9 protein-coding genes and 1 pseudogene are annotated in these 12,727 nt (G+C 73.5%); 6 read left to right on the top strand and 4 right to left on the bottom strand.

Translation table 11 applies throughout. The features are described 5' to 3' along the window. Positions 1 to 15: 15 nt before the first annotated feature. Both eat and ACIHCM_RS19745 read right to left on the bottom strand, forming a co-directional pair. Positions 16 to 1,461, bottom strand: a complete 1,446-nt coding sequence (gene eat / locus ACIHCM_RS19750; protein WP_399897370.1) for an ethanolamine permease — start codon at positions 1,459 to 1,461, stop codon at positions 16 to 18. Positions 1,462 to 1,633: 172 nt separating this feature from the next. After that, complete coding sequence (locus ACIHCM_RS19745; protein WP_399897367.1) at positions 1,634 to 2,377, bottom strand: FadR/GntR family transcriptional regulator; 744 nt, start codon at positions 2,375 to 2,377, stop codon at positions 1,634 to 1,636. A gap of 118 nt (positions 2,378 to 2,495) precedes the next feature. Between ACIHCM_RS19745 and ACIHCM_RS19740 the strand changes: the two genes are divergently transcribed. Genes ACIHCM_RS19740 through ACIHCM_RS19725 form a run of 4 tightly spaced genes read left to right on the top strand, consistent with a single transcriptional unit; the run spans position 2,496 to position 6,987 of the window. Next, positions 2,496 to 3,854, top strand: a complete 1,359-nt coding sequence (locus ACIHCM_RS19740; protein ID WP_399897364.1) for a glutamine synthetase family protein — start codon at positions 2,496 to 2,498, stop codon at positions 3,852 to 3,854. Between the two features lie 8 nt (positions 3,855 to 3,862). Further along, entirely contained in the window at positions 3,863 to 5,248 is a 1,386-nt protein-coding gene (locus ACIHCM_RS19735; protein ID WP_399897361.1) for an aldehyde dehydrogenase family protein, read from the top strand. Beyond that, entirely contained in the window at positions 5,245 to 6,036 is a 792-nt protein-coding gene (locus tag ACIHCM_RS19730; RefSeq protein WP_399897359.1) for a 3-oxoacyl-ACP reductase, read from the top strand. Before ACIHCM_RS19735 ends, ACIHCM_RS19730 begins: the two co-directional genes overlap by 4 nt. A gap of 21 nt (positions 6,037 to 6,057) precedes the next feature. Then, positions 6,058 to 6,987, top strand: coding sequence for a DUF2510 domain-containing protein (locus tag ACIHCM_RS19725; RefSeq protein WP_399897356.1), 930 nt, complete (start codon positions 6,058 to 6,060; stop codon positions 6,985 to 6,987). 3 nt (positions 6,988 to 6,990) lie between these two features. Here the strand turns inward: ACIHCM_RS19725 and ACIHCM_RS19720 are convergent, their stop codons facing one another. Further along, complete coding sequence (locus ACIHCM_RS19720; RefSeq protein ID WP_399897354.1) at positions 6,991 to 8,193, bottom strand: amino acid deaminase/aldolase; 1,203 nt, start codon at positions 8,191 to 8,193, stop codon at positions 6,991 to 6,993. Positions 8,194 to 8,435: 242 nt separating this feature from the next. Here ACIHCM_RS19720 and ACIHCM_RS19715 point away from each other — a divergent pair, with 242 nt between their 5' ends. Together ACIHCM_RS19715 and mycP are read left to right on the top strand one after the other, a co-directional pair. After that, complete coding sequence (locus ACIHCM_RS19715; RefSeq protein WP_399897351.1) at positions 8,436 to 9,917, top strand: hypothetical protein; 1,482 nt, start codon at positions 8,436 to 8,438, stop codon at positions 9,915 to 9,917. Continuing rightward, the gene (mycP, locus tag ACIHCM_RS19710) at positions 9,914 to 11,086 is read left to right on the top strand and encodes a type VII secretion-associated serine protease mycosin (protein ID WP_399897348.1); all 1,173 of its coding nucleotides are present in this window, start codon (positions 9,914 to 9,916) and stop codon (positions 11,084 to 11,086) included. The genes ACIHCM_RS19715 and mycP overlap by 4 nt, the downstream gene beginning before the upstream one ends. Here mycP and ACIHCM_RS19705 read toward each other — a convergent pair. After that, a pseudogene (locus ACIHCM_RS19705) lies at positions 11,083 to 12,707 on the bottom strand (MFS transporter). The gene mycP and the pseudogene ACIHCM_RS19705 sit on opposite strands and share 4 nt — an antisense overlap. Between the last annotated feature and the right edge of the window lie 20 nt (positions 12,708 to 12,727).

Below are 12,727 nucleotides of genomic sequence, written 5' to 3'. Positions count from 1 at the left end.
CAGGACCGGCCGGCCTCAGTCCCTGACCAACTCTGCCTCGGCGGCGGCCAGCGCCGCGAACTCCTCCTCCGGTGCCTTCGCCACCAGCCGCTTACGGCTGTAGAGGCCGAAGTACGCCACCGCCACGACGTACACACCGAGCGCGATGAACGCGGCGGTGACGTCGACCAGGAAGGTGGCCACCAGCGCCGCGCAGGCCAGCACCAGGGCCACGGAGGACGTCAGCACACCGCCCGGCGTGCGGTACGGCCGCGGCAGCCCCGGCTCCCGGCGGCGCAGCACGATGTGCGACAGGGACATCAGCGCGTAGCTGATCGTGGCGCCGAAGACCGCGACGTTCAGCAACCGCGCGCCGTCGCCCGTGCCCGCGGCCAGGCCGAAGCCGACCACCCCGGGCACCAGCAGACCCAGGTAGGGAGCCTTGCGGCTGCTGGTCAGGGACAGGAACCTCGGCAGGTAGCCCGCGCGGGAGAGCGCGAACAACTGGCGCGAGCCGGCGTAGATCAGCGAGAAGAACGAGGCCACCAGGCCCGCGAGGCCGGCGTAGTTCACGATCCGGCTGAGCGTGGTCGCCTCGCCGTCCGGCTGGAGCGCCTCGACGAGGGGGTTGCCCGCGTCCTGGACCGCCGCCGAACCGCGCGCTCCGGCCGCCGCGAAGAAGGTGACCACCGCGAGGACCACCAGGATGCCCATGGACCAGCGGATCGCCTTCGGCAGGGTACGGGCGGGGTCCCTGGTCTCCTCGGCGGCCAGGGGCACGCCCTCCACGCCCAGGAAGAACCACATGCCGAACGGGAACGCCGCCCAGATGCCGAGCAGCCCCATCGGCAGCCACGAGCTCGCGCCGAGCGCCGCGGAGTCCACCGGGATGTCGTCGAGCGAGGAGAGGTCGAAGGAGGGCAGGGCGGCCACCGCGAACACGACCAGCGCGGCCACCGCGATGCCCGTGACGACGAAGCTGAAGCGCAGTGCCTCGCCGACGCCCCACAGGTGGATGCCGAGGAAGATCGCGAAGCAGACCAGGTACACCGGCCAGCCCGACTCCAGGCCGAACAGGCCCAGCGACTCGACGTAGTCCCCGATGAAGATGACGATGGCGGCGGGTGCCAGGACGTACTCGATGAGGATCGCCGTCCCCGTCAGGAAGCCGCCCCACGGGCCGAGGGCCCGGCGCGCGAATCCGTAACCGCCGCCCGCCGTGGGGAGGATCGAGGAGAGCTCGGCGAGGGCGAACACCATGCAGGTGTACATGGCGCCCATCAGCAGCATGGCGATGGCCAGGCCGCCGAAGCCGCCCTCGGCCAGGCCGAAGTTCCAGCCCGAGTAGTCGCCGGAGACGACGTAGGCGACGCCGAGGCCGGTCAGCAGCAGCCAGCCGGCACTGCCGCGGCGCAGGGCCCGGCGTTGCAGATAGTCGTCCGCCTCGGGGGCGGCGGGCGGTGTCGAGGGATCCACGGTCATGGGACGACTCCCCAGGGGACGGCGGGCACGGACGGGGGCTCTTTGAGGCGCTGCGGCCGGGACTCCGGCGTTGGTTCAATGGAGTGAGTGGATACCTTTGTGGGACCGGGAGCGGAAAAGCAAGACCCCTGCGTTAACCCGTGGTAAATGCCGTCCGGGCGCGGGGCCGGGCTCAGGTCAGGAATCCGCGCAGCAGGGCCGCTGTCCCCGCGCAGTGCTCCCGCATGATCTCCCGCGCCCCGTCGGCGTCCCCGTCGAGCACCGCCTCCACCACGGCGGCGTGCTGGCGCTGCGAGTGCTCCAGGTTGCGCACCAGCAGCGGGATGCAGTCCAGCAGGTCGTTCACCGTGGCCCGGACCGCCGCGTACTGAGCGGTCAGCGTCGGTGAACCGGAGAGGTCGGCGAGCGTGAGGTGCAGCAGCGTGTCCAGCCGCCGGTAGTCGGCCAGCGGTGCCTCGTGCGTCGCCGTCAGCGCCTGCCGCAGCCGCTCCGCCTGCCGGTCCGTGAGCCCGTGTGCCGCGCACAGCCCGGCCGCGCCCACCTCCAGCACCTCGCGGAAGCGCAGCACGTCCTCGATGTCGACCCCGGCCACCCGCCGCCGCAGCTCGTCCTCGCCGCCGGCGTCCGTGCGTCGCCGGACGAACGTCCCGCCGTACCGTCCGCGCCGCGCCTCCACCAGGCCCTGGTCCTGGAGCACCTTCAGCACCTCGCGCAGCGTCACCCGGCTGATCCCGAGCCGCTCGGCCAGCTCCCGCTCGGCGGGCAGCCGTTCGCCGCCGGGCACCAGGCCGAGCCGGAGGACCTGCAGGATCTGCTCCAGCGCCTCCTCGAAGCCGTTGCCGGCGCGCACGGGCCGCAGCACCGGTGCCAGCCGGTCACCGCTGCCGCCGTCGGAATCCACCGGATCCAGCGTCATCTTGCCGAGCCCCCTTCCCAAGCAATGGTTCGCGGCAATACCTTATGGCTCTCGGCCCGGCCGGCGACAGCCGCACAGCAGCCGGCAGACGACGGAAGAAGCCCCAAGGAGGCCCTCCGTGGCAGACCGCACACCCCCGCTCAGCGTCGAGGAACTGCACGCCCTCGTCGCGGGCGGCGAGATCGACACCGTCGTCCTGGCCTTCCCGGACATGCAGGGGCGATTGCAGGGTAAACGCTTCGCCGCGCGCTTCTTCCTCGACGAGGTGCTGGAGCACGGCACGGAAGGCTGCAACTACCTCCTCGCCGTGGACGTCGAGATGAACACCGTCGACGGCTACGAGATGTCCTCCTGGGACCGCGGCTACGGCGACTTCGCCCTGCACCCCGACCTGAGCACCCTGCGCCGTGTCCCCTGGAACGAGGCCACCGTCCTGCTCGTCGCCGACCTGGCCTGGGCCGACGGCTCCCCGGTCGTCGCCGCGCCCCGGCAGATCCTGCGCCGCCAGCTCGACCGGCTCGCCGAGCTCGGCCTGAGCGCGCAGGTCGGCACCGAGCTGGAGTTCATCGTCTTCCGCGACACCTACGAGCAGGCCTGGGACTCCGGCTACCGCGGGCTCACCCCGGCCAACCAGTACAACATCGACTACTCGGTCCTCGGCACCGGCCGCGTCGAACCCCTGCTGCGCCGCATCCGCAACGAGATGGCCGGTGCCGGCATGACCGTCGAGTCGGCCAAGGGCGAGTGCAACCCCGGCCAGCACGAGATCGTCTTCCGCTACGCCGAGGCCCTCGTCACCTGCGACCAGCACGCGATCTACAAGACCGGCGCCAAGGAGATCGCCGCCCAGGAGGGCATGTCGCTCACCTTCATGGCCAAGTACGACGAGCGTGAGGGCAACTCCTGCCACATCCACCTGTCGCTGGCCGACGACCAGGGCCGCAGCGCCATGCCCGGCGACGACGGCATGTCCGAGCTCATGCGGCACTTCCTCGCCGGACAGCTCGCCGCGTTGCGGGACTTCTCGCTGCTCTACGCGCCGCACATCAACTCCTACAAGCGGTTCCAGCCGGGATCCTTCGCCCCGACCGCCGTCGCCTGGGGGCACGACAACCGCACCTGCGCGCTGCGGGTCGTCGGCCACGGACACTCCCTGCGCTTCGAGAACCGGCTGCCCGGCGGCGACGTCAACCCCTACCTCGCGGTGGCGGGGATGGTGGCGGCGGGTCTGTACGGCGTCGAGCAGAAGCTGGAGCTGCCCGAAGCGTGCCCCGGCAACGCGTACACCGCCGGCTTCGCACAGGTGCCGACCACCCTGCGCGAGGCCGCCGAGCTCTGGGGCGACAGCCCGATCGCCAAGGCCGCCTTCGGTGACGAGGTGGTCGCGCACTACCGCAACATGGCGCGCGTCGAGCTGGAAGCCTTCGACGCCGCGGTGACCGACTGGGAGCTGCGCCGCTCCTTCGAACGTCTGTGAGGCATCACGTGTCGCAACTGCTCGACGTACTCAACCCCGCGACGGAGGAGGTCGTCGCCTCCGTCCCGGCCGCCACGGCGCAGGACGTGGACGCGGCGGTCGCGCGGGCCACGAAGGCACAGGCCGGCTGGGCCGCGCTGGCGCCGGGCGAACGCGCCCGTCTGCTGCGCCGGTTCGCCGTCACGGTGGACGAACACCTCGAAGAGCTGGCCCAGCTGGAGGTCCGCGAGGCCGGGCACGTGATCGGCAACGCGCGCTGGGAGGCCGGCAACGTCCGTGACCTGCTCGACTACGCGGCCGGGGGAGTGGAGCGGCTGACCGGACGTCAGATCCCGGTGCCGGGCGGCCTCGACGTCACGATCCTCGAACCACTCGGCGTGGTCGGCGTCATCGCGCCCTGGAACTTCCCCATGCCGATCGCGGCGTGGGGCACGGCACCGGCCCTCGCGGCGGGCAACGCGGTGCTCCTCAAGCCCGCCGAGACGACGCCGCTGACGGCGCTCCGGCTCGCCGAACTCGCCGTGGAGGCGGGGCTGCCGGAGGGCCTGTTCCAGGTGCTCCCCGGGCACGGGCCGGTCGCGGGCAACACACTCGTCGAGCACCCCGGCGTCGCCAAGATCGTCTTCACGGGGTCGACCACCGTGGGCAAACAGGTGCTGGCGAAGGGCTCGGCCCTCCTCAAGCGCGTCACCCTCGAACTCGGCGGCAAGAGCCCCAACATCGTCTTCGCCGACGCCGACCTGGAAGCCGCCGCGGCCGCCGCCCCCATGTCCTTCCTCGACAACTCCGGCCAGGACTGCTGCGCCCGCACCCGCATCCTCGTCCAGCGCACCGCCTACGACCGGTTCCTGGAACTGCTCGCCCCCGCCGTGGAGGCCGTCACCGTGGGCGATCCGGCCGATCCGGGCACGGACATGGGCCCGCTCATCTCCCGGGCCCAGCTGGACCGCGTCCGCTCCTACGTGGACCCGGACACGCCCGGCATCCGCGGCAAGGCGCCCGAGGGCCCCGGCTTCTGGTTCCCGCCCACCGTCCTGACCGGCGTCGGCCCCGAGGCGCGCGTGGCCGTCGAGGAGGTCTTCGGCCCCGTCGCCGTGGTCCTGCCCTTCGACGACGAGGCCGACGCCGTCCGCCTCGCCAACGCCACCGACTACGGCCTCGCCGGCTCCGTCTGGACCCGGGACGTCGGCCGCGCCCTGCGCGTCTCGGGCGCCGTCCGGGCAGGCAACCTGTCCGTCAACTCCCACTCGAGCGTGCGCTACTGGACGCCGTTCGGCGGCTTCAAGCAGTCCGGCATCGGCCGTGAGCTCGGCCCGGACGCGCTCGCCGCCTTCACCGAGACCAAGAACGTCTTCATCAGCACGGAATCCCGCACGGAAGGCCCCGCACAGTGAGCGCATCGCCCGAGGAAAACATCTGCCGCCGGCTGGCCGGCCGTACCGCCGTCGTCACCGGAGCCGGCAGCGGCATCGGCCTCGCCACCGTCCGCCGGCTCGCCTCCGAGGGCGCGCACGTCGTCTGCGGCGATGTCGACGAGGCGCGCGGCAAGGCGGCCGCCGAGGAGGCCGGCGGGATCTACGTGAACGTCGACGTCACCGACCCCGAGCAGGTCGAGGCGCTGTTCAAGGCGGCGTACGACACCTACGGAAGCGTCGACGTCGCCTTCAACAACGCCGGGATCTCGCCGCCCGACGACGACTCCATCCTGGAGACCGGCCTGGAGGCCTGGAAGCGCGTCCAGGAGGTCAACCTCACCTCCGTCTACCTGTGCTGCAAGGCCGCGATCCCCTACATGCGCCGCCAGGGCAAGGGCTCCATCATCAACACCGCGTCCTTCGTGGCCCGGATGGGCGCGGCCACCTCGCAGATCTCGTACACCGCGTCCAAGGGCGGCGTCCTCGCGATGTCCCGTGAACTCGGCGTGCAGTTCGCCCGCGAGGGCATCCGCGTCAACGCGCTCTGCCCCGGGCCGGTCAACACCCCGCTGCTCCAGGAGCTGTTCGCCAAGGACCCGGAGCGGGCCGCGCGCCGTCTGGTGCACATCCCGCTCGGCCGGTTCGCCGAGGCCGAGGAGATCGCCGCCGCCGTGGCGTTCCTGGCCAGCGACGACTCCTCGTTCGTCAACGCCACCGACTTCCTGGTGGACGGCGGGATCTCGGGGGCGTACGTCACACCGCTGTAGGCGTCGGCCTACAGTGCCGGGGTGAGCACGTCACCTCCGCCCGGCTGGTACCGCGACCCGTCCGACCCGCACGTCGAGCGCTGGTGGGACGGCTCGGCCTGGACCGGGCACCGGCGCCCGCCCGGGATCCCCGGCCGGCCTCCCGCAGGCCCCGCCACGACCCCGCGCGCCCGGGTCGTGGCCCTCACCGTCGCGGGTGCGCTCCTGGCCGCCGCCCTGGTCGCCGGTGCCGTCGTCCTCACGGCCGGCGGTGAGGACGACGAGAGCGGCGGCCCGCGGGCGATCAGCACACCGGCGAGCACCACGGCGCCGGTCCCCGCGTCCCCCACGCCCTCGCCGGACGGCCCGGACGACGCGGACGACCCGGACGACGCGGACGGCCCGGACGTCGTGGTCGATCAACTCAACGGCATCACACTGCCGTTGCTCGACGGCTGGGTCCGCCCGGAGAACATCAGCCTGGACCACGTCATGATGACCACCGACGGCACGTACGACTGCCCGGCCGACGCCGGGACGTGCCGGCACGGCCTGGTCTTCTCCCGCACGGCCGCCGGCAGCGAGGGGACGTCCCCCAAGGCGCTCGCCGAGGCGGACATCGCGGACGCGGCCGACGAGGCGTACGACCGTGACGTCCTCGGCCGGCGCCCCTTCGGCGGCATCGAGTCGCACCGGGTGGTCAAGTCTGAACCGGTGGCGGTCGCGGGCCGCGCCGGACACCTCGTCCGCTGGCGGGTCGTAACCGCCGAGGGGCCCGGCGGTTACGTGCAGTCCCTCGCCTTCCAGTCCAGCGTGGGCACGGAGGCACCGATCGTCGTGCGCTACGTGTTCGACGCCGGTCCGGACGGGCCGCCGCTCGCCGACATGGACCGGATCACCGACGGGATCCGGCCCGTAGGCGACGCGGACACCGGCGGCGGGGTGGGCGCCGGCATCAGCCCGGCGGGCTGACCGTCACAGGAAGGTGCGGCCCTCGCCGCGGTAGGTCGGCACGGCCGCGGTGACGCGGTCCCCCTCGACCAGGTGCAGCGTGTCGAACCGCTCGCACATCTCGCCCGCCTTGGCGTGCCGGAACCACACCTTGTCGCCGATCAGCAGGTCGTCGGCCGGCGAGCCCAGCAGTGGCGTCTGCACCTCGCCTGCGCCCTCCTGGGGGTCGTACCGCAGCCCCTCGGGCAGGTACGGCACCGGCAGCCGGTCCACCCCGGCCGCACCGGACGCCGGATAGCCGCCACCGAGGACGGTGACCACGCCGACGCCGGGCCTGCGCACCACCGGCTGCGCGAACAGCGCCGCCGGACGGCCGGTGAACGACGTGTAGTTGTCGAACAGCCGCGGCACGTACAGCCCGGACCCGGCGGCGACCTCGGTGACCGCGTCCTCGGCGGCGGTGTGCTGCACGCTGCCCGTGCCGCCGCCGTTGACGAACTCCAGCCCCGGCACCACGGCCCGCACCGCGCGCACCACGGCCGCGCGCCGCTCGGCCAGCTCACGCCGGGCGGCGGCCTGCATCAGCCGCACCGCCCGCGAGCGCACCGGCCGCCCCGCGATCGCGTCCCCCACCCCGGCGACATGCCCCTCGTACGCCATGATCCCCACGACCTCGAACCCCGGCCGCCGGACCACCGCCCTGGCCAGGTCGGCGACATCGGCCGGGGAGTGCAGCGGCGAGCGGCGGGCACCGACGCGTACCCGCCCGCCGAGCAGCCTCAGGGTGGTGTCCAACTCCAGGCAGACCCGCACGACTTCACCGCCGCCGTCCCGAGCCTCGTCGATGAGGGCCAGCTGGGCGGGGTCGTCGACCATCACCGTGACGGCGGCGGCGAGCTTGGGATCGGAGGTGAGTTCGGCGAAGCCGGCCCGGTCGGACGACGGGTAGGCGAGGAGGACGTCCTCGAAACCGGAGCGGGCCAGCCACAGGGACTCGGCGAGTGTGAACGACATGATCCCGGCGAAGCCGTCCCTGGCCAAGGCGCGTTCGAGCAGGGCACGGCAGCGTACGGACTTGCTGGCGACGCGGACCGGCTTTCCGCCCGCGCGGCGGACCAGGTCGTCCGCGTTGGCGTCGAAGGCGTCCAGGTCCACGATCGCGACAGGGGCGTCGAGAGGGGCGGTGGCCCGGTCGTAACGGGCCCGGTCGGCGGCACGCACAGTCATGAACGAAGCCTGCCAGACAGGATTACCGCAGGGTAGGGGGATGTTCCGGGCAGATGCCCCGGCCTCGTGGACTGGTTCCCGTATCGGCGGGGGCAACCCGTAGAGTGACGCGCACGCAGGCAGGAACGACTCCGCCCGCCGCGCCGGGATGCCGGTTGGCGCGTGCGGGTTTGCGTGCGACGACTTGCGAGGGTGGCCCGCGTACGAGGAGACGGGCACAGGTACGAGGAAACGGGGGGCGCATGAGCACGGAAGCCCAGCACGCCCCCGTCCCGCCCCGCCCCACGACCCCACCCCGACCGGCCCAGCCGCCGAGGACACCGAACGCCACCGCCGACCGGGCCGCGAGGGACGACGGCCCGCGCTCCGGTTCGTCGCCGGGCGACAGCTCACATTCCGGTGCGTCGCTGCCGGGCGACGTCTCCCGTTCCGGGGCGTCGCTGCCGGGCGACAGCTCACGTTCGGGTGCGTCGCTGCCGGGCGACGTCTCCCGTTCCGGTGCGTCGCTGCCGGGCGGCAGCTCACGTCCGGGTGCGTCGCTGCCGGGCGGCGGCTCGTGCCCCGGACAGCCGTCGCCGGGGAGTGCCTCATCCGCCGTGGGTGCCCGCTTCCCGGCCCTCCGTCCCCCGCACGGTCAGGACACGGGCGCCGGCCCCGTCACGCCACCTCCGCCTCCGGCCTCGGCACGCTTCCCCGACGCGCCGCCGCGTCCGGGGCACCGCCCCACCCCGGTGCCACGGCCCGCCGAGACCCCCGAGGAGACGACCCGGCGGCTGCGCCCGGTGCCACCGGAGGCCGGACGCGCTCCCGTGGCCGGCTCGGCAAAACCCGGCACGCCCGTGACCCCGGACCCGGTCCACTCCTGGAGCGCCGGGCGCACCTCCGCCGCGGACCCCGCCTCGGTGCGGCCCCTGGTCAGCTTCGGTGAGCCCGAGACGTTCGACGAACCCGCGCGGCCCCGGTCCGGCGCTCGGGTCCGGCGGCGCACCCTCGCGGCCGCCGTCTGCTTCGTCCTCGGTGCCGGGCTCATCGGGGGCGCCGTGGCCGGGAGTTGGCTGGCCGGGGACTCGGCGGAGGCCGGTGAGCGGGGGAGCTACGCCGCCGCCGGGAACCTGTGGCACAGCGTGCCCGTGGACGAGCTCTTCCCGCCCACCGTGCTGGGCCGCGGCGCCGGACCCGGGGGCGCCGACCGGCTCTGGACGCGTATCGCCGTCGCCCCCGACAGCGACTGCGCCGACGCCTTCGACCCGCTGCTGCGCAAGGCCCTCGCCCCGGCCGGCTGCGCGCGTCTGCTGCGCGCCACCTACACCGACGCCACCCAGAGCTACGTCACCACCGTCGGCCTGCTCTTCACCAAGGCCGACGCCACCGCGATGCGCACGCTGGACAGCCGCTTCGGCAAGGACGGCCTGGACCGGCGTACCGACCTGATGCCGCGTCCGTACGCCGCGCAGGACACCGTCGCCGCCGGCTTCACGGACGAGCAGCGGGCCTCCTGGACGGTCTCCGTGCTCACGGACGCCCCGGTCGTGGTGTACGCCGTCTCCGGCTGGGCCGACGCCCGGACCGTCGACGAGCCGCAGCCCGCCGCGGACGCGATGCGCTCCGGAGCCGGCACCGCCGCGGCCCAGGCGGGCCTCGGCCACGAGGCGAAGGGTCTCGCCGACCGTGTGGAGCGGGGCCTGCGCAAGTCCGTCACCTCGCCCCCGGAACGGTCGTCATGAAGCCAACGACCCGCCAAGCGGGACTGCTCGGCGTCCTGCTCGCCGCCTCCGTCGCCCTGGTCCCGCCCACCGTGGCCCACGCGGACGGCATCCGCGCCCAGCAGTGGGCCCTGGAGGCCATGCACACCGAGGAGGCCTGGCAGACCACCAAGGGCGCCGGCGTCACCGTCGCCGTGCTGGACACCGGCGTCGACGACGACCACCCGGACCTCGCCGGCAACGTGCTGCCCACCAAGGACATGGTCGGCTTCGGCGCCGGCCGCGGAGACCGGGCCTGGGCCCGGCACGGCACCGCCATGGCCGGCATCATCGCCGGTCACGGTCACGGCGCGGGCAACGCCGACGGCGTCATGGGCATCGCCCCGCAGGCGCGGATTCTCCCCGTCCGCGTCATTCTGGAGGACGGCGACCCGGCCCGCGCCAGGGCCCGCAAGACCCGCGGCAACGCCCTCGCCGAAGGCATCCGCTGGGCCGCCGACCAGGGCGCCGACGTCATCAACCTCTCCCTGGGCGACGACTCGGCCTCCGCACACCCCGAACCCGCCGAGGACGAGGCCGTCCAGTACGCCCTGAAGAAGGGCTCCGTCGTCGTCGCCTCGGCCGGCAACGGCGGCGAGAAGGGCGACCACATCTCCTACCCGGCCGCCTACCCGGGCGTGATAGCCGCGACCGCCGTCGACCGCCTCGGCACCCGCGCCTCCTTCTCGACCCGCCGCTGGTACGCCACGGTCAGCGCCCCCGGCGTCGACGTGGTGATCGCCGACCCCGATCGCAAGTACTACGAGGGCTGGGGCACCAGTGCCGCCGCCGCCTTCGTCTCCGGTGCCGCCGCCCTGGTCAAGGCGGCCCACCCCGGCCTGACGCCGGCCCAGATCAAAAGGCTCCTCGAGGACACGGCCCGCGACGCCCCCGCCGACGGCCGTGACGACTCGCGCGGCTTCGGCTTCGTCGACCCGGCCGCCGCCATCGACGAGGCCGGCCGTCTGAAGCCCGAAGGCCTGCGCTCGGCGTCGTACGGGGAGAAGTACTTCGGTCCCGGCCCGGAACCCGCCCGCTCCGACGACGGCACCGCGAGCTGGGCGGGCCCCCTCGCCGGCAGCGTGGGGGGTGTCCTGCTGGTCTCGGCGGTCGTGCTGTGGCGGGCCCGCCGCGCGTACGACGCCTTCTAGGGGCTCTCGGCAGGCTTCCCCGCGGCCGGTTCCTCGTCCGTGGGTCCGGGAGTCACCGCGCGGCCGCCAGGATGGCGCAGGGCGCACAGGAACCCGAGCCCCAGGGCCACGGCCATCCCGTAGAACACCCACTGGTTGGCCTCGGCGAAGTCCATCCGCACCGCGTCCATCGCGTCCCGCATCGCCGTGACGGCGGGCCCCGTCCCCGTGGGTGTGCCCGAGTCGCCGTTGCCCGTGACGGACTCGCTGACGTGGCGGGCGAGGTCCCGCGCCTCGCCCGGGGGCAGGCCGCGCGACTCCAGGGTGCCGACCACCTTCTCGCTGGTCATGTGCGTCAGCACGGTGCCGAAGACGGCCAGACCCACGCTCGCCGCGTAATTGCGCACGGTCTGGGTGATCCCCGTGACCTCCCCGTAGGACGGGCCGATGGCCCGGTTGACGGCGTCCGTGGAGGCGGGGGCGAGCACGAAGCCGATGCCGGCCCCGGCGAGAGCAGCGTACGGCCACTGGTCGTGGATGCTCAGATCGGTCAGCTCGCCCGCCCACAGGGCGAACCCGACCGCCCCCACCACCGTGCCCAGCTTCAGCGCCGGACGCGCGCCCTGCTTGTCGAGGATCCGCCCGCCCCACTGCGAGGCGAGGGCGAAGCCGGCGAAGAAATACAGCAGGAACAGCGCCGCCTGGTTCGGCGAGGCGCTCAGGCACACCTGGGCGTAGACGGAGGCGAAGAAGAACACCGGGACGAAGGCGAGCTCGCGAAGAACAGCACCGCCACGTCCACGGTGAACGCCTTGTCCCGGAAGACGCGCAGGTCGATCAGCGGATGGCGAATCCGCCGCTCGTAGCGGACGAACACACCGAGCACCGCCAGGCCGCCCAGGACGCAGAGCCAGGTCGCGGGGCTGTCCCAGCCCCAGGACCAGGCCTGCTGGAAGCCGAGGACGCTCAGCCCCATGCCCGTGGCGATCAGCACGGCGCCGCGGACGTCCAGGGTGCCGGGCCTGCGCCGGTCGGCGACGTGGGCGTACGCGGTCAGCACCAGCGCCACGACGGCCACGGGCACGTTGACCCAGAAGACGGCACGCCAGGTCCAGGCCGTGAGCCAGCCGCCCAGGAGCGGTCCGACGGCGGTCAGCGCGCCCGAGAGCCCGAAGAACAGGGCGAGAGCCCGCCCACGCCGCTCCGGCGGGAACACCGCCACCACCACGGCGAGGGCCGCGGGAAAGAGCAGCGCCGCCCCCAGCCCCTGGGTGGCCCGGAAGACGATCAGCCAGGTCTGTGCCACCTCGCCCGTGGGAACGCATCCGCACAGCACCGACGAGACGACGAACACCAGCGTGTCGGCGACGACCACCCGGCGCGGACCGTACAGATCCGCCAGGCGCCCGCCCAGGGCGAAGAAGGCGGCCAGGGCGAGCAGATAGGCGTTCACGACCCACTGCATGCCGGAGGACGACAGATCCAGTTCGCGGACGATGTCGGGCGCGGCGATCGAGACGATGGTCTGGTCGATGAACGTCATCGCCACGGCGAACATCATCGCCGCCAGTGCCACAGTCTGCCGTGGTGCCGGCCGGCCCGAGGACGCCGCCTCGCCACGCCCCGCCTGCGTGCCACTCATCCGTCCAGTGTGCGTCTGGC

This window comes from Streptomyces sp. NPDC052023, from assembly GCF_044548465.1.
GTDB lineage: Bacteria > Actinomycetota > Actinomycetes > Streptomycetales > Streptomycetaceae > Streptomyces.
Note: the sequence above shows the minus strand (reverse complement) of the source record. Positions and strands in the feature narration are given on the sequence as shown.